The sequence below is a fragment of the Sphingomonas sp. SP5 genome (assembly GCF_058313455.1).
In genome coordinates this window covers 1-25,051 of the sequence record NZ_JBZFLF010000014.1, presented here as the reverse complement: position 1 = coordinate 25,051, position 25,051 = coordinate 1, and the positions used below count along the sequence as shown (strand labels likewise).

13 protein-coding genes, 1 tRNA gene and 3 pseudogenes are annotated in these 25,051 nt (G+C 66.5%); 9 read left to right on the top strand and 8 right to left on the bottom strand.

The window, feature by feature from the left end; all coding sequences use genetic code 11:
* The first annotated feature begins 44 nt into the window (after positions 1-44).
* Positions 45-121: transfer RNA gene (locus tag AC4GY7_RS17945), tRNA-Met, on the top strand.
* A gap of 176 nt (positions 122-297) precedes the next feature.
* Here AC4GY7_RS17945 and AC4GY7_RS17940 read toward each other — a convergent pair.
* Positions 298-1,447, bottom strand: a pseudogene (locus AC4GY7_RS17940) (IS3 family transposase).
* Positions 1,448-1,495: 48 nt separating this feature from the next.
* Here AC4GY7_RS17940 and AC4GY7_RS17935 point away from each other — a divergent pair.
* Positions 1,496-2,547: pseudogene (locus AC4GY7_RS17935) on the top strand (IS3 family transposase); the annotation flags it as partial.
* Between the two features lie 559 nt (positions 2,548-3,106).
* On the opposite strand, the pseudogene galA reads toward AC4GY7_RS17935, so the two are convergent.
* From galA to AC4GY7_RS17905, 6 genes and pseudogenes are all read right to left on the bottom strand, one after another.
* Positions 3,107-5,539: pseudogene (gene galA, locus AC4GY7_RS17930) on the bottom strand (beta-galactosidase GalA); the annotation flags it as partial.
* Positions 5,536-7,596 (bottom strand): phosphocholine-specific phospholipase C, encoded by a 2,061-nt coding sequence (locus AC4GY7_RS17925; protein ID WP_491116565.1) that lies wholly within the window; start codon positions 7,594-7,596, stop codon positions 5,536-5,538. The pseudogene galA and the gene AC4GY7_RS17925, both read right to left, overlap by 4 nt.
* On the bottom strand, positions 7,593-7,778 hold the full coding sequence (locus AC4GY7_RS17920; protein WP_491116563.1) for a hypothetical protein: 186 nt from the start codon (positions 7,776-7,778) through the stop codon (positions 7,593-7,595). The genes AC4GY7_RS17925 and AC4GY7_RS17920 overlap by 4 nt, the downstream gene beginning before the upstream one ends.
* 11 nt (positions 7,779-7,789) lie before the next feature.
* A complete protein-coding gene (locus tag AC4GY7_RS17915; protein WP_491116561.1) occupies positions 7,790-9,169 on the bottom strand; it encodes a family 4 glycosyl hydrolase in 1,380 nt (459 codons plus the stop codon).
* Complete coding sequence (locus AC4GY7_RS17910) at positions 9,153-10,079, bottom strand: carbohydrate kinase family protein (protein ID WP_491116559.1); 927 nt, start codon at positions 10,077-10,079, stop codon at positions 9,153-9,155. Before AC4GY7_RS17910 ends, AC4GY7_RS17915 begins: the two co-directional genes overlap by 17 nt.
* Positions 10,076-11,416 (bottom strand): APC family permease, encoded by a 1,341-nt coding sequence (locus AC4GY7_RS17905; protein WP_491116557.1) that lies wholly within the window; start codon positions 11,414-11,416, stop codon positions 10,076-10,078. Before AC4GY7_RS17905 ends, AC4GY7_RS17910 begins: the two co-directional genes overlap by 4 nt.
* A 167-nt stretch (positions 11,417-11,583) precedes the next feature.
* Between AC4GY7_RS17905 and AC4GY7_RS17900 the strand changes: the two genes are divergently transcribed.
* From AC4GY7_RS17900 to AC4GY7_RS17885, 4 genes are all read left to right on the top strand, one after another.
* Positions 11,584-12,495, top strand: a complete 912-nt coding sequence (locus AC4GY7_RS17900; RefSeq protein ID WP_491116555.1) for a MurR/RpiR family transcriptional regulator — start codon at positions 11,584-11,586, stop codon at positions 12,493-12,495.
* Between the two features lie 209 nt (positions 12,496-12,704).
* Positions 12,705-15,419 (top strand): TonB-dependent receptor, encoded by a 2,715-nt coding sequence (locus AC4GY7_RS17895; protein ID WP_491116553.1) that lies wholly within the window; start codon positions 12,705-12,707, stop codon positions 15,417-15,419.
* A gap of 33 nt (positions 15,420-15,452) precedes the next feature.
* Positions 15,453-16,949 (top strand): CehA/McbA family metallohydrolase, encoded by a 1,497-nt coding sequence (locus AC4GY7_RS17890; protein WP_491116551.1) that lies wholly within the window; start codon positions 15,453-15,455, stop codon positions 16,947-16,949.
* Positions 16,939-19,284 carry a GH92 family glycosyl hydrolase gene (locus AC4GY7_RS17885; protein ID WP_491116549.1) on the top strand — a complete coding sequence of 782 codons (2,346 nt, stop codon included), beginning with the start codon at positions 16,939-16,941 and terminating at the stop codon, positions 19,282-19,284. Before AC4GY7_RS17890 ends, AC4GY7_RS17885 begins: the two co-directional genes overlap by 11 nt.
* Here the strand turns inward: AC4GY7_RS17885 and iolG are convergent.
* Entirely contained in the window at positions 19,281-20,270 is a 990-nt protein-coding gene (gene iolG / locus AC4GY7_RS17880; RefSeq protein WP_491116547.1) for an inositol 2-dehydrogenase, read from the bottom strand. The genes AC4GY7_RS17885 and iolG overlap by 4 nt on opposite strands.
* A gap of 101 nt (positions 20,271-20,371) precedes the next feature.
* Between iolG and AC4GY7_RS17875 the strand changes: the two genes are divergently transcribed.
* Genes AC4GY7_RS17875 through iolE form a run of 3 tightly spaced genes read left to right on the top strand, consistent with a single transcriptional unit; the run spans position 20,372 to position 24,950 of the window.
* Entirely contained in the window at positions 20,372-22,330 is a 1,959-nt protein-coding gene (locus tag AC4GY7_RS17875) for a bifunctional 5-dehydro-2-deoxygluconokinase/5-dehydro-2-deoxyphosphogluconate aldolase (protein WP_491116545.1), read from the top strand.
* Positions 22,327-24,117: a 3D-(3,5/4)-trihydroxycyclohexane-1,2-dione acylhydrolase (decyclizing) gene (gene iolD / locus AC4GY7_RS17870; RefSeq protein WP_491116543.1), complete on the top strand. Its 1,791-nt coding sequence runs from the start codon at positions 22,327-22,329 to the stop codon at positions 24,115-24,117. Before AC4GY7_RS17875 ends, iolD begins: the two co-directional genes overlap by 4 nt.
* Entirely contained in the window at positions 24,114-24,950 is an 837-nt protein-coding gene (iolE, locus tag AC4GY7_RS17865) for a myo-inosose-2 dehydratase (RefSeq protein WP_491116541.1), read from the top strand. The genes iolD and iolE overlap by 4 nt, the downstream gene beginning before the upstream one ends.
* Positions 24,951-25,051: the final 101 nt, after the last annotated feature.

The following is a 25,051-nucleotide window of genomic DNA, read 5'->3' as shown; positions in this document are numbered from 1 at the left end:
CCAACAGGACACTCCATCAAAGTACCACTGCGATGGATATTTGGCGCGGGGTGGAGCAGCCCGGTAGCTCGTCAGGCTCATAACCTGAAGGTCACAGGTTCAAATCCTGTCCCCGCAACCACTCTTACAGACCTCGATACGCCGCCCTCACGGGCGGCGTTGTCGTTTGTCGCACATCCCACCAGATCCGATACCTTCGCCACCACCTCCGCCTCCGCGCCACCCGCCTTGTCCGGGTAGATCGTCACGCTCTCGATGAGCCGTGACTGAGCTGCTGCCGGTTTCGTGGACACGAGGTCAAGCTACCTGCGCTTGGCGCTCGAAGTCCATGGGGCTGAGATAGCCCAGGGTCGAGTGGCGTCGCGTCGGATTGTAGAAGCGCTCGATGTAGTCGAACACGTCTGCCTTCGCGTGATTGCGCGTGCGGTAGGTTTTACGTCCCACCCGCTCGGTCTTCAGCGAGGAGAAGAAGCTCTCCATCGCCGCATTGTCCCAAACGTTGCCCGACCGGCTCATCGAGCATGTCACGCCGTTGTCGGCCATCAGCCGCTGGAACTTCTCGCTCGTATATCGGCTGCCCTGGTCCGAGTGGTGCAGCAGGGCGTCGGGCTTTCCGCGCCGCCAGATCGCCATCATCAACGCGTCGGCGACGAGTTGAGCGTTCATGGTGTCACTCATCGACCAGCCGACCACCCGGCGCGGTAACAGGTCGATAACGACGGCGACGTACAGCCCTCCTTCGGCGGTTCAGATGTAGGTGAAGTCAGCGATCCACCGCTGGTTGGGCGCCTCGGCCGTGAACTGGCGATCGAGGAGGTTATCGGCGATGACGGATCGCAGACCGTCGTCCTTCGGCAGACCACGACGCCGGGGTCGAGCCTTCAGGCCATGAACACGCATCAGCCGCTCGACGCGATGCAAACCACATGAGAGGCCTTCGGCCAAAAGGTCGTGCCAGACGCGGCGTGCCCCGTACGTGCGATAGCTGGAGATGAAGCTGGCGCGAACCCTGGTGCCGAATTCCTCGTCGCTCCGGGCACGCGCACTGGGCGCCCGAACCAGCCAGGCATGAAAGCCGCTTGCCAAGAAACACCGAGCGCTTCGCATATCCACGACACCGGCCAGATCCCTCGGTGCTTCGCGATGAACTCGAACCTCATGTCGAATCCCTGGCGAAGTAGGCCGCCGCTTTTTTTAGGATGTCGCGCTCCGCCTTCATCCTGGCCAACTCGCGGCGCAGCCGCTCAATCTCCTGCTGCTCTGGCTTCATCACGCTGTGACCAGGGAATGCCGATCCCGGGTCCGCCGCCAGCTCACGCACCCACTTGCGCAGCACGTTCTCGTGCAGGTCCAGATCGCGTGCGGCCTGCGACACAGATACCCCGCGTTCCCGAACCAGCTTCAACGCCTCGAGCTTGAACTCACGACTGAACTTCCGTCGCTGCATCTCCATCCTCCGGTTCCGAAAAACACCCTATCTCGGTGCCCACGAAACCAGCAGCAGCTCACGGGTCTGATGCCGTCGGAGATGCGGCGGCTGCTCCAGCTCGAGGAGGAAAACGCCAAGCTGAAGCGGTTGGTTGCTGATCTGAGCCTCGACAAGGCGATGTTGCAGGATGAGGCCGTTTGACGATCAATCTGGGGAATTGATCGTAGACCGAATGGGTCGCGAAAGCTCTGAGGCCTGACCGGCGCCGGCAGCTCGTCGACGCCGTTAGGAGCACATGGCAGGTCATCATCAGGCGGGCCTGTGGGGTGTTCCGGGCGGAACGGTCGAGCTACCACTATCGTGGGTGCCGCGCCGATCAAGCCGACCTGAAGAAGCGGATGAAGGAGATCGCCGAGACGCGGGTGCGGTATGGCTATCGCCGCATCCATGTGCTGCTCCGGCGGGAGGAGTTGGGGCTGCAGCTGCGACAAAAGCCGCCGAAGCGCCGGGTGAAGGCGAAGCTGAGAGAAGGCCGCTGCGCGGCGTCTTGTTTGAATGGGGTGTGGGCGGAGCCGCCGCGCAAGGCGCCGGCGATGCGGAGCATCGATGGAAAGCGGCGGAGGGCATGGACTTCGTCCATGACCACCTCGCGACGGGGACGAAGCTGCGTATCCTGACGATCGTCGACACCTACAGCCGGTTCTCGCCGGCGGTGGTGCCGCGGTTCAGCTTTCGTGCGCCGGACGTCGTAGAGGCGCTCGAACGGGTGTGCAGCGAGGTGGGCTATCCGGTATCGATCCGGGTCGACCAAAGCAGCGAGTTCCATCTCGCGCGAGTTGGATCTGTGGGCGTACACCCGCGGCGTCACGCTCGACTTCAGCCGGCCCGGCAAGCCAACGGACAACGCGTTCATCGAGTCCTTCAACGGCAAGTTCCGCGCGGAATGCCTGAACCAGCACTGGTTCATGAGCCTCGACGACGCGGTGCGAAATTGCGAGGCTTGGCGTAGAGACTACAACGAGGTGCGACCGCATAGCGCGACGCGCAACAAAACGCCCATATCGCTGGTAAACCGGTCAGCGGCACAGGGCCCGCCGCTGCCGGCAGATGCTGGATGACGGCCAGCCAAGTGGTCCAGGAACGGGTAGCAGCACAGCACCGGTCGGCCTCTGGTCGCAGCTGGATGAAAGGCGGGGGGCACGTCACGGGGAGCAGCTGAGGGTCTATACCGACCGATCCCGCGATCCCGAATGCGCCTGCTGATCCTCCCGTATCGAACAGCAGATGCAGGGTATGCCTAGCACCTCCCGGGCGCAGTGATAGTTCGACTTGGCCGACGCCGCGGTCGCTTTTGACATGCATCAGATGCCCATCAAGCCAGATCCGCACTGCCCCGGCGAGTGCGGCGAATACGATCGTGCCGCCACTCTTCCTGATCGACTGCCAGGGTTCGAACGTAACGCGGAACAGAACGTAACGGGCATCGCTGCGTCCCATCTCGGTAGAGCCCGGCTTAATCCACGCCCAGCTGTTCATGTCGGCTTCGTTAACCGGGGAGGTCAGGTCGGGGAGCGTTGCGGATGCCGGTGCCTGGCGCCATTCCGTTAGACTTTGGCGGCCATTGCGGGAGGGCAGTGCGGGAGCGCTGTGCGGTATCGCGGCCAGCGCGATGCGCGCCGGCGCAAGGCCTTCCGCTTCAGCGTGGACGATGGCTCGTCCTTGGCCTCTGGCTTGCACCAATACCTGGGCAAGCCCTGCAAAGAGCCGGCGACGTGCGGAAGAACCGTCGTTCGAGGGCAGATCGCTGGCATGGCTGTTCGGATCCCCATTGCCCACCCCCAGGATCGTGCCGCCGTCGCTTCGGAAGGTGATCGCATCGGTGGCGATCGGTACCGCCCGACCGTGCTTATCAAGCGCCTCGACGGTGATCGGAACCGTGTCGCGCCCATCGCCCATGATCGTGACGCGATCGGGCGTCAGGCGCAGCGCAACGGGCGGCCCTGCGGTATCGATGCGTCGATGCGCGATCGCGCGGCCGTTGCGATACGCGATCGCCTCAAGCCGGCCGGGAGCGTAACGAAGGGTCGCCGCGGCCATGGCATAGCGATCGATGGTGAGATCGGCGACGATGCGACCGTTCAGGCGCAATACCACGCGCTCGGCATTGGTGATGACGAGGATACGGATCGGCTGGCCTGCCATGCCTGGCCAAGTCCAGTGCGGCGAGAGTTCCAATACGGGCTCGGCGCGCCACAAAGCACGACGGATGTGGAAAGCGCTCTTGGCGAAGCCGCACAGGTCCATCGCGCCGAAGAAGCTGCCGACGCTGGGCCATTCGAACGGCGTCGGCTCGCCGCGATAGTCGAAGCCCGTCCAGACGAACCCTCCGGCCAGGAAAGGCCGCTCGGCGATCGAGCGCCAGGCCTCGCGGTGGCTTTGTCCCCAGCCGGCATGTTCGCTGTCGTCGTCGGCAAGGACATGGGCCGCCCGATCGGTGTGGAGCGCACCACGGGTCATGTAGGCGGAGGTATCTTCCGAACTGAGCAGTGGGCGATCGGGGTGGAGCGCGCGATAGCGATCGTAATGTGCGGTGCCGTAGTTGAAGCCGATCACGTCCAGTTCGTCGGCGATGTTGGGCTCGGCAAACATCGCGCCGTTCAGCGCTGCGGTGATCGGCCGGCGGGCGTCGAGGCCACGTACGACCGCCTTCATCCGCCGGATCATGGCAACGCCCATGGCGCTCGCCTGCAGTGACTCCTCGTTGCACAGCGACCACAGGATGACGCTGGGATGGTTGCGGTCGCGACGGATCAACCAGGCGAGACGATCGAGCGCGTCGTCGGCGGGGCTCAACTCGCGATGCTCGTCCATGACCATGATGCCGATCCGGTCGGCGGCATCGAGCAGCGCGGCGGACGGAGCATTGTGCGCGCAGCGCAGGGCATTGGCTCCCATCGCCTTCACCCGGGTAAGACGAAAGTCCCACAGGCTGTCCGGCACCGCGACGCCGACGCCGGCATGATCCTGATGCGCGCAGACCCCTTTGATCTTCAGCGGCACGTCGTTGAGGAAGAAACCCTGGGCGGCATCGAAGCGCAGGCTGCGAAATCCGACCGTCGTGTCGAGCGCATCGTCCACTTCTCCTTCGCGCAGCAGCCGCGTCGACAGCCGATAGAGGTGCGGCGTGTCGGGCGACCAGAGATCCGGTGCGGCCACCGGGAGTGACAGGCGGGCGACGGTAATCCCGCCGAACGGCAGACTGACTCCAGCGACAGCGCGCGCAATGGGTCGATCGGCGGCATCGAACAGGATCGTTTCTACCGTCGTCGCTGCGGCGGACGCGGCCGTATCGCTCGATCGGGTGTCGAGGATCGTGATCTCGACCGGGATCTCCCAGTCGGTGCGGCTAGGCGCAGTGCGGCGCGGGTCGGCATAGATCCCGTCCGTGGCGATATGCACGGGGCTGCGCTGTACCAGCCAGGCGTGGCGATAGATGCCGGCACCTTCATACCACCAGCCCTCCGTTGCATCGGCATCGACGCGGATCGCGATGGAGTTGAGATCATCCCCGAAGAGAGCGAAAGGCGTAAGATCGACGGCAAAGCCGGTGAAACCGCTGAAATGCCGATGCGCCAGCGTGCCGTTGATCCAGACGGTGGAATGCGTGGCTATGCCGTCGAAGCGCAATTCCAGGTGGCGGCCCCGCGCCGTCGGGTCGAGCGCGAAGGTCCGGCGGTACCAGCCGATGCCACGACGACGGAACCCCTGGTCGATATTCGCGCCGCGGTCGAACGGCTGGCCCAATGCCCAGTCGTGCGGGATGGTGACGCGCGACCAGCCGCTGTCGTCATAGTCCGCCGCCGCAGCGCCGGTCGCGTTGCCCGCCTTGGCATGCGCGTACGACGCTTCGTGATCGAGGATCGGCGGAAAAGGGATATCGCCTTCGTGAAAGCGCCAGCCGTCGTCGATCGACAGCGTCAGGCGCGGCGATGATGTGACTGGCGATGGTCCGGCGGCGGGTCGTGAGGCGGCAAGAGCGGTCCCGCTCGCGGCAAAGCTGCCGACGGCGGCGGATCCGGCGAGCAGACTGCGGCGGGTGAGCGCGGTCATGGCTGCCGATTCGGCGAAAGCGGTGGTTCCGACCAGGATGGGCGGCCGGTTTCAAGCCGTCCGGCAATGCGGCGGCGGAAGTTCGGCCGGTCGGGGGCGGTGACGAGGATATCGTACCAGCCTCCGGTCGCGGTCAGCGACAGTCGGCGCTCACCGCCATCGCTGTCCCAGGCCGGATGTGCGGCCGGATGGCGGAGCGATTTGGCGGCGAGGCCGGGCGCCAGCATGATCCAGAGCGCCGCAGACGCAGGCGTAAGGCGCCAGCGCACGTCGGGTCCGGTTCCCCTGCCGGCCATATGCCGATGAAAGCCGTTGGGACCGAGCAGCCAGAGATCGTAGCTGCCGGTCTCATCCACCGGCCAGTGCGCGGACAGGCGGTCGCCGGTCGCCAACGTATAGCGCCGCGGGATGCCGCCAGAGCGCATCCGGTCGTAGACATGGAGCACCGCGGGCGCCCCCCGGCAGGCGAGGTCGAGCGTGATACCCGCGTCGTCAATCCCGCCGACACTCGCATCGAGATCATAGGGCAGCGCGCGGGAGGGCCGGAGGCCTGGTTCCTGTACCGGCGGAAGGGTGACGGACGGCGCACGCGGTTCGGGCTGCCCCTTCAGCGCGGCGGCGCGCTGCGCGAGGCTCCGCACGTCGGGGAGCGGCGGGGGACGACGGATATCGCTGTTGGCGAAACCGAAGGCGCTGGTGAGATCGCCGCATACGGCCCGTCGCCAGCGCGAGATATTGGGCTCGGCGACCCCGAAACGCCGTTCGAGGAAAGGGATGACCGATGTGTGGTCGAACGTCTGCGAATCGACCCAGCCGCCCCGGCTCCACGGCGACACTACATAGCAGGGAACGCGTGGCCCGAGGCCATAAGGCCGCCCGCGGTAGCCCGGCTGGTCGGCGGCGGCGTCGGACACGCTGGCGACCTCATGGTATTCGCCGGTCGTGTCGATGCGGGAAAGTCCGGCGAATCCGCCGGGCTGCGTGGGATCCGGGGAGGGCGGCGCCGGTGGCGGTACATGATCGAAGAAGCCGTCATTCTCGTCGAACATCACGAACAAGGCGGTTCTCGCCCATACCGCCGGATCGGCGGTCAGCGCATCCAGCACCGCAGCGGTATAGGCAGCGCCCTGCGCGGGACTGGACGGGTTGGGATGTTCCGATCCCGCCGCATCGGCGATGACCCACGACACTTGGGGCAGTCGCTTGGCAAGCACGTCCGCACGCAGCCGGTCTAGCCCTTGCGTGGTCAAAGCTCGCTCGCGTAGCGGCGATCCGGGCGGCGCATCGCGGTAGGCGGCAAAGCCGACCAACGGATTGTCGGTGAAATTGTCCGCCATGTCCTGGTAGATGCGCCAGTCGATCCCCGCTGCCTGCAAGCGTTCGGGATAGGTCGTCCAGCGATATGGATCGGGCCAGCCGCCGTCCGCCGGCAGGCTGTCGTGGGAATTGCCGATCGCTGGGCCGCCGTGGGTCCCGGTGGGATCGTTGGTACCGGTCCACAGCATCAAGCGGTTGGTATTGGTGCCGGTCTGAACGGCTGCGTGGTAGGCATCGCAGAGCGTGAACGCCTCGGCGAGCGCAAACTGGAAAGGCAGGTCGGCGCGGGCATAATGACCCATCGCGCGTTCTGTCTTGGCTGCAGGCCAGCGGGCCATCCGGCCATGGTCCCAGGCTGCGTGGGCATCCGGCCAGGTGTGCGGCGTGCCGGCGACGCGCATCAATGCGAATGTATCGACAGTGGAGAGGTGGAAGGGCGCGATGAGCCGGCCTTCGGCGGTTTCCTGTGACCAGATCGTCCGACCGTCGGGTAACGGTACAGGCAGCGGATCACCAAAGCCGCGCACGCCCCGCATCGTACCGAAATAATGGTCGAAGCCGCGATTTTCCTGCATCAGGATGACGACATGATCGACATCGGCGATGGTGCCGCTGCGCACGTCGGGCGCGATAGCAAGCGCCCGGCCGATGGCGGCGGCCTCCGATCCCATGGCCAGCCCGGCGGCCAATCCGCTGCGGATCACCGTACGGCGCGTCGGGCGGGTGAAGAGGCGAGTCATCTGGGCTCCGGCAGCGCATCGACGCTGTCCGACGCCGTGCTGGTTCGCGCCGGTGTCGGATAGCGCAATCCGTCCATCCGGGCGAGCGTCACGGCTGTGGCGAAACGCCAGCCATTCAGACAGATGCCGCTCAGCTGTAAGCCGGTTGCCACCGGTGCGACCACGGCGAGCGGCACGCGCAAGCGACGATGCCTCAGCAATGCTGACAGGTCGGATCAAGCAGATCGGCGAGCAACGCGCCGCTCGGGTCCCATTCCCCGATCGCGGGATGGATCAGCAGCGCCTTGCGCGCGGTCGGTCGCTCGCCGCTCAAGGCTGCCTCGATGGCGGCCCGTTCATAGGCCTTGATGCCGTGAACGAGACCGATGGCGGGATCGGGCAGCGGCGCGATCGGCAGCGGCGTGATCCGGTCCCGCTCGATCCGCGACGAAGTTTCCACAATGTCGCGATCGGGCAGGTCCGGCAGGGCGCCCTGATTGCGCGTGTTGACGACGATGGTCGCCGGGCGCGCGCCGGTAAGCGCACTCATCACGTCGATGGCGATGCGATGATAGCCGCTGGCGACACGGAAGGGGTCGACGTCGAACGTCGCTTCCGGGTCGAAGGCGGATCCGCCCTCCGCCTCCAGCTTCATGTACGACCCCGAGCGGCGGTTGAGGTAGGCGGCATAGGCGGCGATCGCGCCGGCGCCGTCGTCCGCCGCCAGCCGTTCGCGCAAGGTAGCGATCAGACGGACGTTTAGTGCCTCCACCTCGGTGCCGCGACTGGAGCCGTGGCGGCTCTGGTTGGCGAGGGCACGGCGGCGTTCGTAGTAGAAGAAGAGATATTCGGTGGGGATAAGGCGCAGCGCGCGGATCATCGCCTTGTCGAAGACCGGCGCCGAATAGAGACGGTCGAGGATCGCGTCGTCCGCCAGTACGCGATCGAACACGTCCTCGCCGTGAAGGCGGATGCCGCGCACCCAGCCCAGGTGGTTGAGGCCGACATAATCGCATTCCACTTCGGCCAGCGACGCGCCGAGCGCGTGCGCGATATTGTGGAAGAGTTCGGTCGGCGTGTCGCAGATGCCGACGATCTTGGCGCTGCTATGGTCGGCAACTGCCTGGGTGATGAGGCCGGCGGGGTTGGTGAAGTTGACGATCCAGGCGTCGGGGCTGAGCCGCTCGACCAGCTGCGCCTGTGCGATTGCGATCGGCACAGTGCGCAGCGCCATCGCGGCGCCAGCCGGGCCGGTGGTTTCCTGTCCCGGAAAGCCGTGCTCGATGGTGATCCGCTCGTCGGCGGCCCGGCTGGCGATGCCGCCGACGCGGATGCTGTTCATCACGAAGGACGCGCCTTCGATCGCATCCTCGATCGATACCGCTTCGCGGACGCGCAGGGTGCCGCCCTCGGCTTTGACGATCGCGCGGCCAAGTGCGGCCATGATCGCGAGCCGGTCGGCGTCCGGGTCCCACAATACGAGCTCGCGTGCGCCCAGCGCCTCGGCGGCGTCGTTGACGCCGAAGGTGACGAGCGGCGTGCGGACGCCGCCACCCCCGATCAGCGTCAGCTTGCGATCAGTAGGTGCGGTCATGGAAGCTCCGGAGTTCGTGTCGATCGGGAAGGGCGGCGAGTGCGCCCGGTGCGCGTGTCGAGAGCGCGCCGGTGATGCAGCCGCGTTGCAGGCACTCCGTGGCGGTCAGGCCGTCGAGCAGCGCGTCGATATACCCGGCGTCGAATGCATCGCCCGCGCCGGTGGCGTCGATGGCGGCGATGCGGGGCGGCGCTGCGGTGACCACCGCGTCGCCATCCAGCGCGGCGGCACCACGCGCGCCGAGCTTCAGCATCGGATGGGCGAGACCGATCGCGGCGGCGTGGGCGAGATATGCCGCGGGATTATCGCTGCCGCAGAGCAGCGCTGCCTCCTTCTCGTTGGGCATCAGATGGTCGATCGCGGTCAGGGTGGCCTGATTCGCCGGGTCGGCGATCCAGTCCGGCTGATAGCCCATGTCGAGCGAGGTGGTGATTCCGGCGCCAGCGAGCGCCGGCAGGACGGCATCGGCGATGACGCGGGCGAGCGGCATGGCGAAATGGACGTGCCGGGCCTGCATCAACGTCGCGAGGCCGGCCCCGGCGGCGAGCGCGCCGACATTCCGGTTGACGCCGGCATGGGTGAAGAAGGAGCGATCCTCGGCGGTCGATACGCTGATCGTGGTGCCGCTCGCTCCATCGCCTACGGCCAGCCCGTCCTCCGCCACGCCGAAGCCCGCGAGGCCGCGCGCGAACCATTCGCGATCGTCGGCGCCGACCAGACCGACCAGCGCAACGCGCCGACCCAGGCGGGCCAGACCACATGCGGTCGCCGCAGCGCCGCCGCCGATGGCGCGGATATAGGCGTCGGTCACGACCTCCTCGCCCGGCTGCGGCCAGGCGGCAAAGCCGCTGAACACGTGATCGACATAGATCTCGCCGACCGATGCGACATCGTAACGGAACCGGGTCATGCGAAGGGCCAACTTGCGCGGCGGCGGGCGAGCGCCAGAAAGACGATGGTGCCCACTGCCATGGCACCGAGTCCGCCAAGGATATGGACCGGGCGGCTGGTGCCGACGATGAACAGCCAGCCGATCAGCGTGACCACCACCGGCAGCGGATAAAGCGGCATGCGGAAGCTGTCCTCGCCCGCCGCGCGACGGCGGCGGCGCAGCGCGACAACCGCGAAACATTGCGCGGTATATTGGAACAGCGTCTGCACCACGATCAACGCCGCGATCAGATTGTCGAGGCTGACGAGGCAGGCGGCGGCGGAAGCGATGCCCATGAACATCAGCGCCACCGTGGGAAACCGGCCGCGGGGATGCAGCCGGGCGAAGGCGCCGAAGAATTCGCCCTCTAACGCGGCTGCGTAAGGCACCCGCGAATAGCCGAGCAGCACGATCAGCGCCGATGCCCAGCTGGCGATCAGGATCAGGACGGCGACCGTGACGCCGCCTGCATGGCCATAGAGCGCCTGCATGAAATCGGCGACCACGGCCTGGCTCTTCATCGCCTGCTGCCAGGGCAGGACGCCGAGGATCGACAGGTTCAATCCGATATACAGCGCCGCGACGAGCGGGATGGAGATCAGCACTGCACGGGGGATGGTCCGCCGCGGCTCACGGATTTCGCCGCCGAGCATGCAGGCGGCATTGTACCCGCCATAGTCATAGACACCGATCAGCGTCGCCGATCCAAGGCCCAGCCAGAAGGCCGACGAGGGAGCGAAGGCATGTGCGGGGAAGCTGAAGGCGCGGGCCGCGTCGAAATGCAACGCGCCGCTGACAATGATCCACAGACAGGCGCCGATCACGATCGCCCCGATCGCGATCGAGAGCCGCTCGATCGCCCGCACGTCGCGCCACAACAGCGCGGTGTTCACCAGGCAGACGGCCGCAGCCAGCGCCGTCACGCCCCATCCGGTCAACGTCGGCCAGAGGAAGGTCGCGTAATGGGCCAGGCCGACCGTCCCCGAAGCGATCGACATCGGGCCGATCAGCAGCGTCTGCCAGAGGTAGAGAAAGCCGAACAGGCGCCCGAGCCTCGCCGGCCCATAGGCTTCGCGCAGATAGTGGAACGGCCCGCCCGAGCGGGGAAGGGCCGCGCCGAGTTCCGCCCAGACGAGACCGTCGCACAGGCACAGCAGGGCACCGAGCAGCCAGCCCAGCAACGCCTGTGGTCCGCCCATCGCGGCCAGCGCCAGCGGAATGGTGATGAACGGGCCGATGCCGATCATGTTGAGCAGATTGGCGGACAGGGCACCGGCAAGGCCGATCAGCCGCGCCGGTCGGACGGAGTTCGTCACCGGCCCCGTCATCGCCGTCACGACGGAATCCTGTCGTCGTCCACCGCGCTGCCCCCGCTTGCACCCATGGCGATATAGACAGATATTTGCCGAACTTTGTCAATATGGAAATTCCATTCCACAAATCCGCGTTGTATTCGCGACCGCCGATCCTATGATCCGTCATCATGGAAACCCCTGTTACGGATGATGCGGGATCGGCGCCTGCGACGGCCGAAGACCTGCGCGATACGATCCTTGCGCGCTATGATGGCTTCAGCAAGCGGTTGCAGCACGTTGCGCGCTACGTGCTGGACCATCCCGACGACATGGCGTTGCAGACGCTCGCGGTGATTGCGGAGCGTTCGGGCGCGCAGCCATCGGCGATCGTGCGTTTCGCCAAGTCGCTGGGTTATACGGGCGCGGGTCCGATGCAGCGGCTGTTACGCGACAGCCTGCTCGCGACGAACGCATCGCTCGGTTATGGCGAACGTGTCCACCGGTTCAACGCCAGCGTCGATCATTCGGTATCGGCGGGCGGTGTCGGCGTGTTGATCGATGAATTCACCGAAGGCGATGTGGCGGCGCTCCAGAACACGCGCGCGACCATCGGCCAGGACGGGCTCGCCGATGCCGTGGCACTGATCCGCAAGGCGCAGGTCGTTCACCTGGCCGGCATGCGCCGGGCGTTCCCCGTTGCGGCCTATCTTGCCTATGCCATCCCGCAGGCCGGTAAGCCGACCATGCTGATCGACGGGGTCGGCGGCCTGGCCTTCCAGCAGTTTCGCGCCATGTCGTCGCGCGATCTGCTGATCGCGATCAGCTATCATTCCTACGCGGCCGAGACGATCAGCGCGGTCGAGGCGGCAGTCGCGGCCGGTACCAAGGTGCTGGCGATCTCCGACAGTCTGACCAGTCCGATCGCCAAGCTCGCCACGCAGGCGCTGATCGTGCGTGAGTCGCAAGTGCGCGGTTTCCGCTCCTTGTCCGCCTCGTTGTGCGTCGCGCAGGCGCTGGTCGTCGGCCTGGCCTATGAGCAGGAACGCAGCGCGGCGCGGCGCGACCGCAGGCAGGCGGGGGCAGGTGCCGATGCGTCCTGACGTTGCTGGGCAGGGACATTTTGAAACGTCATGTTCAAAAACTTATTAGCATGAAAAAATCAAATTGACATAAATCTGTCCAATATGTTCTCTAGCGCCGCGGCAGCACGGTCCGGATCGGACCGACGAGGCGATGCAGGGGGATGGTATGCGACTTCACGAAGCCAAGGTGCGTCTTCTTTCGGGAGCGGTGGGGGGGGGCTGCCGTCATGATCGTCGCACCTGCCGTGGCGCAGACGGTGCCGCTGGCCGGCGCGCAGACTGCCGATGCCGCGGTCACGGACACGGACCCGGCTCAGACCGCCAGCCAGGCATTGACCGACGACATCGTGGTCAACGGCAAGCGCCAGCGCACCGCGCTCAACGAGGAGCGTGATGCGATCGGCACGGTCGATATCGTCACCACGGGCGACGTCGCGATCAATTCGCAGACCGGCGTCGCCGATCTGGCCAAGATGCTGCCGGGCGTGTCGGTAAGCCGCGACCAGGGGCGAAACCAGAGCGCGACCGGTGAGGCTCAGTTCGTATCGATCCGCGGCTTCGACACCAGCTACAACGCCTACACGCTGGACGGCCTACGCCTGCCGCAGGTGGCGGGCACGTCGCGCGCGATCTCGCTCAACCTGTTTTCGCCGTTCGCGATCGGCGGCATCGCCACCGACAAGACGCCCGGCGCAGCGAAGGATTCGGACGCGATCGCCGGTATCGTCGACTTGCGCTCACCGACCGCGTTCGACTTCAGCCGCTCCTTCACTCGCGCCCGCGTATTGACGCAGGGTGCGCAACTTGCGCTCGACCGCAAGCAGAAGGGGCTGGGTGGCGCAGTCGGCATCGACGCCGCGCGCCGCTTCGGCAGCAACGGTCAGTTCGGCGTCTATGTCGCCGGCTATTACGAGGAGCGTGCCAACGCCGCCGAATCGACCGCTGTCCAGAACGACTACAAGGCGCTGAACGCGACCAGCAACACGGCGCGCAACGTGTTGGCGAGCGGCGGCCGGCTTGCCGCCGATGGCATCCAATGGAATTTCTACAACAACGAGATCAAGCGCTACGGTGCGACGGTGTCATTCGACTTCAAGAGCGAGCCCGTCGACCTGTTCGCCCGCGTCAATTACGCGACGTACAACAACACCAATACCATGAATCAGACCGCGTTGCGCAACGAGTTGACCCGCGGTCAGGCCAACCCGAACGGGGGGGCGTATAATGCGGCGGGTGTCTACACGCCGCTCGGGATCAACCCGGCGAGCTACTTCCGCACCGAGGATGTCGAGCAGGAGCTGCTATCGGTGCAGCTGGGCGCGCGCGCGCACTGGAACGGCTTCACCGCCTCGCTCGAAGGGGCCTATGCAGACGGCCGCTTCGACCAGCCGACCCGTATCGAAGCGGCATTCCGCGGCATCGCCTATAACGGCGCACCGGGGAATACGGGTGCCGCGACCGAGGGCGTAAACGTCGATCTGTCGAACCCGCGTTCGCCGCGTCCCGTGCTGTCGTCGGGGGCCACCGCCTATGTCGCGACGCTCGATCGGCCGACCCAGCTTTATATCCAGCAGGGCTACGACTATTTGTCGGAAAACAAGAAGACGGTGAAGGGCAGCGTCGGCTGGGAGGGCGAGGGGCTGCTCGCCAGTGTCGCGGTCGGCGGCCTGTACGAAGATTCGCACCGTACCGGCCGCAGCCTTCAGCCGGATACGACGCGCTATCGCTTCCTCACCCCCTTGCAGGCGGGAACGATACAGGGGCCGACCGTCGGACAATATTTTGGTGACGTACTGACCGATTTCCTCAGCTATTATCCGGCGCGGCCGATCAAGGTGCTGTCGCGCAGCCAGCTCGATTCGCAGGTCAGCCAGTATATCAACGTCGGCGCGGTTCCAGCCGCGACAATCAACCAGGGGCTGCTCGACGGGACCGAAAAGCGCAAAGCGATCTATGCCACCGCGACGGTGAAGGCCGGTGCGCTCGAGGTGATGCCGGGCATCCGCTACGAGGACAACAGCTTCTCCGCACGCTATTTCTCCGGCACGGCCTTCATCAACGCCGGCCGTTCCTACGATCATCTCGACCCGTCGCTGCTTGCGGCGTGGAAGCCGGACGATCGTTTCGTCGTGCGAGCCTCGGTGCGCTCCAGCTATTCGCGTCCGGCCTTCGATCTGCTCGCCGGGCCGACGCGCTTCAGCGATCCGAGCGGCGGCGTCATCACCGTCACCCGTCCCAATCCGGATCTCAAGCCGGTCGAGGCTTGGAGCTACGATGCCGGTGTCGATTACTACGGCGGCGTCGGGCGATATTTCCAGCTCGCGCTCTATTACAAGGACTTGAAGAACGTGCTGGTGCCATCGGGCACTCGCTCGGTCGGCGTGCCGGGTGGTACCGATGCCAACGGCAATACCTTCCTGTTCGTCCAGACGGCCAACGGCCGCAGCGGGAATGCCAAGGGCGTCGAGGCGTCGGGCCGCTTCACACTCGGCGACCTCGTCGGCGGCGGTATGCTCGGCAATTTCGGCGTCGGCGGCAACGTCACCTACCAGCAGACGCGCGCCACCTATCAGATCGCGGCGACCGACATTCGTACGACCAGCCTGCCGCAGGCCCCCGACATCATCTACAATGCCGAAGTCTTCTACGCGGGCGGCGGTTTCCGCACCAACCTGTGGTACAATTACACCGGGCGCATCCTGGCGACGGTGCAGGATACGCAGCCCGACATCTACGTCCAGCCGGTCGGCGAGCTGAACTTCGGGCTCGCCTATGAAGTGACCGACAATCTTGAGGTCGGCGTCTCGGCGCGTAACCTGCTCGACCAGCACACCTATTGGGCGACGGTGGGCAAGGAACGGACCTATATCTCCAATGATCGCAACGGCGGCTATATGAAGACGGGCCGGGTGTTCCAGTTCAGTCTGACGATGAAGATGTAGGTCGATGCAGGCGACACGGTAAGGGGAACGGCGATGGCGCGGTGGCTTCTGCTGGTTTGGCTGGTGCTGATGGCAGCTCCTGCGGCCGCCGCATTCGACCGGCCGCCCGATGCCGTGCTGTCGGGCACGGTCAGTGCCGCCGATCGTGCCACGACGCGCGATCTCGGTTTCGAGGTGCCGGCCGGCACGGCGCAGGTCCGCGTCGTCTTCGTCTATGACGGGCGCGATCGTGGCGTCACGATCACCCTGGGCGTCGCCGACCCGCAGCGTGTACGCGGCTGGGGCGGCGGCACCAAATATGCGTTCTCGATCGGCGAAGCGTTCGCCAGCCCGTCGTTCCTGCCGGGGCCGATCCCGGCGGGGCATTGGCGTATCCTGATGGCCGTCCCCAGCATCCGCGCCGGCGATATCGCGCATTGGTCCGCCCGCATCTGGTTCTCCAAGGCGTCCGATCTCGACGAGGTCGCTTTTGCGGCCACGCCGATCCGTGCCGATGCCGGCTGGTACCGGGGCGACCTTCACACGCACAGCGGTCAGAGCGATGCGCGCTGCCGCAGCTATGCCGGGCGCGAGGCGCCATGCCCACCATTCTACACGTTCCAGGAAGCGGCGGCGCACGGCTTGGACTTCGTTGCGCTCACCGACCACAACGTCACCTCGCATTTCATCGAAATGGGCTATCTTCAGCCGCATTTCGACACGCTGCTGCTGTTGCCCGGGCGCGAGCTGACGACGCGCGATGGCCATGCCAATCTACTTGGTTACATGGGGCCGCTGGAAACCGATGTCGGCCGACCGGGCGCGGAGACGATGGCGATGCTGCTGGCAAGCGCCCACCGGACCGGCGGCTTCCTGACGATCAATCACCCATCGCGGCCGACCGGCGAGGACTGCTTGGGTTGCGGCTGGGCACCGCGCGATACAGACTATACGCAGGTCGACGCGATCGAAGTCGTCAACGGCGGCTCTACCATCGAGACGCCGGGCAACCGCGAGGCGGCGGTGACGAAGCAGGTACGCTATTGGGAAGCGCTCCTCGATCGTGGCTATCGGCTCGCCGGCGTCGCCGGATCGGACAATCACGACGCGATCCAGTATCGTGGTGCTTCGCCGATCGGCCCGCAGGCGGCGATCGGCAGCATCGCCACGGTGATCCATGCCGACCAACTGTCGCAAGGCAGCATCCTCAAGGGGCTGCGATCGGGCCGCGTGTTCGTCGATCTGGACGAAGGGCGGGGGCGGGTGCTCGACCTTAGGGCGACCCGCGGCGGCGCCACGGTCGCGATGGGCGGTACGCTGCCGCGGGCACGCGGGGCGATCGATGCTCTCGCGCATGTCGCGGGCGTCGCCGGTGGCCGCCTGGCACTGACCGTAGACGGTCGGCGACAGGGTGTCCCGATCGCGATCGTCGGCGAGCGTGCTGATATGCCGTTGCGCCTGCGCAATGGTGCGCGGCAATGGTTCCGGGTCGACGTGCTGCGCGGCGACGGACGCCTCTGGTTGATCGGGAATCCCATCTATGTCCGCTGACCTGTCCCTCGACCGCCGCTCCGTGATCGCGGGGACTGGCATCGCATCGCTGGCGGCGGCGCTGCCCGCCTCCGCTGCGTCCGGCACGGACGATCCGTGCGCGCTCGTCGACCCGTTCATCGGCACCGGCGGCCACGGCCATACCTATCCTGGCGCGACGCGGCCGTTCGGCATGGTACAGCTGGGGCCGGACACGGACAATGCGCGATGGGATGCGTGCTCGGGCTATCACCACGACGACACGTCCATCCTCGGGTTCAGCCATACCCACCTGTCCGGCACGGGCGTGGGCGATCTGCTCGACGTGCTGGTGGTGCCGCGCACCGGGCCGGTGGTGTTGGAGCCGGGATCGCGGGAGCGGCCGGAGGGCAGCTACCGCCAGCGCTTCTCCCACGCCGATGAGCACGCCTCGCCGGGCTATTATGCGGTGCGCTTCCCCGGCAGCGGCATCGCCGCGGAACTGACCGTCACCGATCGTGTCGGGGTGCATCGCTATCGATTCCCCGTCGCGGGCCACCTGCTGATAGATTTCTCCCACGGCAACCGCGACGAACCCGACCCTGCCAGCATCGGCTTCGACCCGCCGCGCCCCACTCCGATCACTGATGCCTCGCTGCGGCTCGTCGGCCGCGACACGCTGGTGGGCAGCCGTCGGGTGCAGCAATGGGCAGGTGGGCGGGTCATCCATTTCGCCCTTCGGGTCTCGCGCCCCTTCGCCGAGGCACGCTTCTACAGCAACGACCGGGCAGTCGCCGGCAACGACGTGGCGGGTGCAGCGCTGAAGGTCGCGCTGATGTTCCCCGACGCGGGCGCCGCGCCGCTGCTGGTAAAGGTCGCCTTGTCGGGCGTCGACGTGGCCGGAGCGCTGCGCAACCTCGACGCCGAGCTGCCCGACTGGGACTTCGATCGAGTGCGCGAAGCCGCAAGGCAGGCGTGGGCGACAGAATTGGGCAAATTGACCGTAGCGGGAGGTAGCGCCGTAGAGCGCCGCATCTTTTACACCGCCGCCTATCATGCATTGCTCGCCCCGACGCTGTTCTCGGATGTCGACGGGCGGTACCGCGGCATGGACACCGCCGTGCACACCGTGCCGGCGGGTACGCGCAACTACAGTACCTATTCTCTGTGGGACACCTATCGCACGCTGCATCCGCTGCTGACGCTGGTGCAGCCCGAGCGCAATGCTGATCTCGTCCGTGGCCTCGTCCGGATGGCGAATGAGAGCCGCTATGGTCCGCCGGTCTGGCCGCTGCAGGGTATCGAGACGCATTGCATGATCGGTTGGCATTCCGCGGTGGTGATCGCGGAGGCGGCCGCCAAGCGCGTGCCTGGAATCGACTATGCGGCGGCCTGGCCGCGTTTCCGCGAATTGGCGTTCGATCGCGACGTGAAGGGCTTGGGGCCGTACCGGCAGCTGGGCTTCATCCCCAGCGACCATGTCGCAGAAGCAGCCAGCAAGACGCTGGAATATGCCTATGACGATTGGGCCATGGCGACGATCGCCGACGCGGCAGGGGCGGCCGAGGACGCGGCACGGCTGCGCGCGCGCAGCCGCAACTATCGCAACCTGTTCGACGCGAATGCAGGTTTCATGCGCCCGCGCCTCGCTGACGGTCGTTGGGCGGAACCGTTCGACCCGAGTGCACTTGGCCACGACACGGCCCACTGGCGCGACTTTACCGAATGCAATGCGTGGCAGGCGACCTTCCTGCCGCAGCACGACGTCTACGGACTGATCGACCTGTTCGGCGGCGATGCCGCGTTCGAGGCGAAGCTCGACGCGCTGTTCGCCGCGGACAGCACGATCGCCGGCGCATCAGTACCCGACATCACCGGCCTGGTCGGCCAATATGCGCATGGCAACGAGCCGAGTCATCACGTCGCCTACCTCTATGCCTATTGCGGCGCGGCATGGAAGACGCAGGCACGCGTCCGGATGCTGCTCGCTTGTCAGTATCGCGCGGCGCCTGACGGGCTTTCCGGGAACGAGGATTGTGGGCAAATGAGCGCCTGGTACCTGATGAGCGCGCTCGGCCTCTATCCCGTCGATCCGGTCAGTGCGGTCTACGTCTTCGGCGCGCCGCTGTTCCCGCAGGCGACGCTCGACGTCGGCGGCGGCCGGCGTGTGACGATCGAGGCCCCAGGTATCGGGCCGGAGGCAGTCTACGTGCAAAACGTGACGTGGAACGGCCAGCCCTGGACGAAGAGCTGGATCGCGCATGCCGATTTGGCCTCGGGCGGGCGCCTCGTCTTTCGCATGGGCCGTCAACCCAATCGGGCATTCGGGCGCGCCGCCGCGGATCGGCCGCCGTCCTTCGGACGAGCCGCCGGCTAGGCGTCGGGTACTTCCATCCGCCCTGAGGCCATCGACCGTTCGGCGGCCTCCGCGACTGCGAGCGCTGCGACGCCGTCGCGCGGGGTGATCGCGGGCGCGGCGCCGTCGATCACCTGCGCGAAATGGTCCATCTCTCGTTGGTAAGCGGCGGCGTACCGATCGAGGAAGAAGTGCTGCGCTCGGTCGATGCGGCCACCGGCGTCGTTCCACCCCTCGACCTCGGTCTCGCGGACATTGCCGACGCGCAGCATGCCGCGGGCGCCATAAGCCTCGATCCGCTGGTCGTAACCATAGCCGCTGCGCCGCGTCGAACTGATCGAGCAGAGCCGCCCGTCCTCCGTGCGCAGCACAATGCGCGCGGTGTCGACATCGCCCGCTTCGCCGATCGCGGGATCGACTAGGCAGGCGGCCGTCGCGAAGACGCCGACCGGCTCCGCGCCCAGCAACCAGCGCGCCATGTCGAAATCATGGATCACCATGTCGCGGAACAGCCCGCCCGAGCCGCGCACATAATCGATCGGCGGCGGTGCGGGATCGTGGCTCACGATATGCAGCGTTTCGATGCTGCCGATCTCGCCTGCCACCAAACGGTTCCGTAGAACCGCGACATGTGGATCGAAGCGGCGGTTGAACCCGAGCAGCACGCGCGCGCCCGTCGTCTCAACCCGATCGGCGGCGGCACGGGCGCGCGACAGGTCGAGATCGATCGGCTTCTCGCAGAGCACGGCGAGGCCTGCCTCCGCGGCGGCAAGCATGTAGTCGACATGCGTCGCGGTAGGACTGGCGATCACCACGCCCGCCAAGGTCCGGCCGTCGAGCGCGGCGATGTCATATGCCACGTCCGCGCCGCTGTGCGCAGCCAAGGCTGCGGCATGACCCGCAGCCGTGTCGATGACGCAGACCAGCCGCAACCGGGGATGGGCGGCGATGTTGGCGGCATGGACCGCCCCGATCCGTCCCGCGCCGATCAGCGCCACGGCATGCACGTGCGATCCTCCCTGCGTTTCGACGCTTCCATCTCATTGCACCTGCCATATCGCAAGAGCGGCGTTGTCGTGGGAACGAAACGGCCATATGTCTGCCGGCCGTGACGGCGTGGAACGACGACCCTGCACGTGCGGCGAGGCGCACCCTGGACCTCATCACTGTCGGCCGTTCCTGCGCCGACCTGTATGGTGAACAGGTTGGCGGCCGGCTGGAGGACATGGCGAGCTTCGCCAAATATGTCGGCGGCAGCCCGACGAATACGGCTATCGGCGCCGCTCGGCTCGGCCTCGCCAGCGCGGTATTGACCAAGGTGGGCGACGACCACATGGGCCGTTTCATCCGCGAACAGCTGATCCGCGAGGGGGTGTCGACCCGAGGTGTGCTCACCGATCCCGATCGGTTGACCGCGCTGGTGCTGCTCGGCATCCGCGATGCCGAAAACTTTCCGCTGATCTTCTATCGCGAGAATTGCGCCGACATGGCCTTGTCGGTGGCGGACGTCGATCCTCAGTTTATCGCCACTGCCGGTGCTTTGCTCATCAACGGTACGCATCTGTCGCAGCCGCGGGTGTTCGCAGCCAGCCTGCATGCCGCGCGGCTGATGCGCGAAAGTGGCGGCCGCGTGGCGTTCGACGTGGATTTCCGGCCCGTGCTTTGGGGGCTGACGCCGCGCGACATGGGCGAGAACCGCTTCGTTGCCGATGGCGGTGTCACCGCCACGCTGCAGCGGGCGCTGACGTGTGTCGACCTTGTGGTCGGGACGGAGCAGGAGATCCATATCCTAGGCGGCTCGCTCGACACGCGCGCTGCGCTGCTGACGATCCGCGACATGACCGACGCGCCCATCGTGCTGAAACGAGCGGCGGCCGGATGTACGGTGTTCGAGGGCGCCATCCCCGTGGAGCTGACCGATGCGCTGGTCGTACCGGGTTATCCGGTCGAGGTGTTCAATGCGCTGGGCGCCGGCGATGCGTTCATGGCAGGATTCCTGCGTGCATGGTTACGTAGCGAATCGCTGTCCACCGCCGGTGCCTGGGGCAATGCATGCGGAGCGCTGGTCGTCTCGCGCCATGGCTGCGCACCGGCCATGCCAGGGTGGCAGGAATTGCAGGACGTCCTCACCCGCGATGCGCTGCCGTCGCGCCTGCGCGACGATCGCGCGCTAGAACAGCGGCACTGGGTGGCACATCGGCCACGCCGCTATGCGGCGCTCACCGTGCTGGCAGTCGATCACCGCACGCAGTTCGACCATCTGGTCCGCGAACTGGGCGAAGAAACGCGCGGCCGCATCGCCGGCTTCAAGGAACTGGTGCTCGCCGCGACGCACCGGCTGGCGGCGGGCGATCCGTCCTTCGGTGTGCTGCTCGATGGCGGTGACGGCGCGCGTGCGCTCGAAGCCGCGGCCGACCTGCCCTATTGGACCGGTCGGCCGATCGAGGTGCCGGGATCGCGCCCGTTGCAGTTCGAGGGCGGCCCTGATCCGGCGGTTGCCTTGCGCGCCTGGCCGGTGACGCAGGTGGTCAAATGCCTGGTCTACTATCGCACCGACGATCCCGCCGACCTGCGTGCGCTACAAGACGAGCGATTGCTGCGGCTGTTCGAGGCGTGCCGCGCGACGCGTCACGAGTTGCTGATAGAGGTCATCGTCTCCGCACACGGCGCGGTGACGCCGCGAACGACGGCGGACGTCCTGGAGCATCTGTATCGTCGCGGCATCTATCCCGATTGGTGGAAGCTGGAGCCGGCAGGTGATGCCGCCGCCTGGAACGCGATCGCGGCGGTGATCGCCCGCCACGATCCCGATTGCCAGGGCGTATTGTTGCTTGGCCTGTCGGCGGCACCCGCCGTCCTGCTCGAACGATTTTCCACGGCGGCGGCCTATTCGATCGTCAAGGGATTTGCGGTCGGCCGCACGATCTGGAATGCGGTGGCGGCGCAATGGCTGACGGGGACGATCGACGCCGAAGCGGCGCAAACGGCGATCGCCGACAATTTCCGGGTGCTGGTCGAGGCTTGGCGCAGCGCGCAGGCGCATGCGCGACCAGGGGTGGTGCCGTGACCAATAGGGACACGATCCGGCTAACCGCCGCTCAGGCGCTAGTGCGCTGGATGGCGGCGCAACGTGTCGACGTCGAGGGTCATATCGTGCCCTATTTCGCCGCGGTTTGGGCGATCTTCGGTCATGGCAACGTCGCCGCGCTCGGCAAGGCGCTGGCCGAGGCTGGTGATGCGCTGCCGACGTGGCGGGCGCATAGCGAACAGGGCATGGCCCATGCTGCGATCGGCTATGCCAAGGCGCTGCGCCGGGAACGGGCGATGGCCTGCACCAGTTCGATCGGCCCGGGCGCGACCAACATGGTGACGGCGGCGGCGCTGGCGCACGTCAACCGGCTGCCGGTGCTGTTCCTGCCGGGCGATGTGTTCGCAAGTCGACGCCCCGACCCGGTGCTGCAACAGGTCGAAAGCTTCGCGGATGCGACGGTCAGCGCCAACGATTGCTTTCGGCCCGTGTCGCGGCTGTTCGACCGGATCGTGCGGCCCGAGCAATTGCTCGACGCCTTGCCGCGCGCGATGGCGGTGCTGACCGACCCTGCCGCGTGCGGCCCCGTGACGCTGAGCCTTTGCCAGGATGTGCAGGCTGAGGCGTTCGACTATCCCGCCACGTTCTTTCGCGAGCGCCTGTGGCATCGCCGTCGCCCCGCACCGGACGCGGGTGAGCTGGCGCGCTTGGTGGAGGCCGTCGAGGCAGCCCGTGCGCCGTTGATCGTTGCGGGTGGCGGTGTTCTCTATGCCCGTGCCGAAACGGCACTGGCGGATCTTGCTGCTGCCGCCGGTATCCCAGTGGCGGAGACGCAGGCGGGGAAAGGAGCATTGTGCTGGGATCATCCCCAGGCGCTCGGCGGCATCGGGGTGACCGGCTCCGCCGCTGCCAACTGCGCCGCGATGGCAGCCGACGTCGTGATCGCGATCGGCACGCGGCTCCAGGATTTCACTACGGGATCGCGCACGCTGTTCGCGCACGATGCCGCCGTGTTCCAGGTCAATGTCGCGCTGCACGACGCGGGCAAGCATGATGCGTGGCCGGTCGTGGGCGACGCGGCGGTGACGATCGAGGCCTTGCGTGATGCCCTCGGAACTTGGCACACACCTGCCGCTTGGATGAATGCGATTCGCTGCGCGCGGGAGGATTGGGGCCTTGCCTGGGAGCGCGCCGTGGCGCCGGACGGGCACCTGCCGTCCGACGGACAGGTCGTGGGTGCGGTGTGGCACCATGCGAGTGTTGACACGGTCGTCGTCTGCGCCGCCGGCGGGTTGCCGGGCGAACTGCACAAACTGTGGCGACCGTTGCGGGCCGGCAGCTACCACGCCGAATATGGCTATTCGTGCATGGGATATGAGGTTGCCGGTGGCCTCGGCGCGGCATTGGCGATGCCGGATCGCGAGATCGTCGTGCTGGTCGGCGACGGCAGTTACCTGATGCTGAATGCGGAACTGGCGACGGCCGTGGCGATGGGCGTGCGGATGACGCTGGTACTCGTCGACAACCGCGGCTTCGGCTGCATCGATCGTCTCCAGCGCGCTTGCGGCGGACCACGATTCGGCACTCTGATGGACGACCGGGCGCCTTACATCGACTTCGTCGCGCATGCGCGCAGTCTCGGCGCCTCGGCCGAGCAGGTCGACGGCGTTGCCGCACTTGGTCCGGCGCTGACGCGCGCACGCGACGGCGGTGGCGTCTCTGTCATCGTCATCTCGACCGACCCCGCGCGTGAAACCGTCAGTGGGGGGCATTCCTGGTACGTCGCAATTCCTGCCGGGAGCCTCGCCTGCGAGCGCCCGTCATGACGATCCGTTGGGGGGTAAGCCCCATCGGCTGGGTCAACGACGACCTGCCCTCGCTGGGTGCCGGCACGACGCTTGAGACGATCCTGTCCGATGCGCAGGCGATCGGCTTTGAAGGAGTTGAACTCGGCCATTTGTTCCCGCGTGAGCCGGCGACGCTCGTGCGCACCATGGCGGCATACGACCTCTCGGTCGTCGGCGGGTGGTATGGGACATCGCTGCTCCTGCGCGATGCCGATGCCGAACTCGACGCGATGGCGGGGCACCTCGATCTCCTAGCTGCGGCGGGCGCCGATGTCGTGATCCTTGCCGAAACCAGCAATGCCGTTCACACCGATGCCGCTCATCCGATGTCCATGCAGCCGCGGTTGGCGAAAACCGATTGGTTGACCTTTGGACGGCGGCTGGACCGCGTCGCGGATCGTTTGTCACGACGTGGCTTCACGCTAGCCTATCACCATCATCTCGGCACCGTCGTGGAAACGGCATCGGATCTCGATCACCTGATATCCGTGACGGGTGAGGGTGTCCGGCTGACGCTCGACACCGGCCATGCCGTGTTGGGTAAGATCGATCCGGTGGGTGTAACGCGGACCTGGCCGGAGCGGGTCGCCCATATTCACGCAAAGGACGTGCGGCTCGCACGACATGCAAGCGTCACGCAGCGGGATGGTAGCTTCCTCGGCGGTGTGCTGGCAGGGATGTTCACTACACCGGGTGACGGCGATTACGATTTCGGTCGACTTATTGCTGCTCTGCAGGACGCGAATTACGACGGCTGGGTCGTCGTCGAGGCTGAACAGGATCCGAAGATTGCTAGGGTCAGGACCCATTGATATGAGCGTCGCGATCTGATTCAGGCTCCGCGAGGAGACCGGGATGAGCGACCTGTTTTGGCTGACGGACGAGCAGATTGAGCGGCTGCGGCCGTTCTTTC

Bases quoted from the DNA above. Each gene is read 5' to 3' on its own strand.
- AC4GY7_RS17890 (WP_491116551.1), top strand. From the start codon at position 15,453: ATGGCGCGGTGGCTTCTGCTGGTTTGGCTGGTGCTGATGGCAGCTCCT.
- AC4GY7_RS17895 (WP_491116553.1), top strand. From the start codon at position 12,705: ATGATCGTCGCACCTGCCGTGGCGCAGACGGTGCCGCTGGCCGGCGCG.
- AC4GY7_RS17900 (WP_491116555.1), top strand. From the start codon at position 11,584: ATGGAAACCCCTGTTACGGATGATGCGGGATCGGCGCCTGCGACGGCC.
- AC4GY7_RS17910 (WP_491116559.1), bottom strand. From the start codon at position 10,079: ATGACCCGGTTCCGTTACGATGTCGCATCGGTCGGCGAGATCTATGTC.
- iolE (WP_491116541.1), top strand. From the start codon at position 24,114: ATGACGATCCGTTGGGGGGTAAGCCCCATCGGCTGGGTCAACGACGAC.
- AC4GY7_RS17885 (WP_491116549.1), top strand. From the start codon at position 16,939: ATGTCCGCTGACCTGTCCCTCGACCGCCGCTCCGTGATCGCGGGGACT.
- AC4GY7_RS17915 (WP_491116561.1), bottom strand. From the start codon at position 9,169: ATGACCGCACCTACTGATCGCAAGCTGACGCTGATCGGGGGTGGCGGC.
- AC4GY7_RS17925 (WP_491116565.1), bottom strand. From the start codon at position 7,596: ATGACTCGCCTCTTCACCCGCCCGACGCGCCGTACGGTGATCCGCAGC.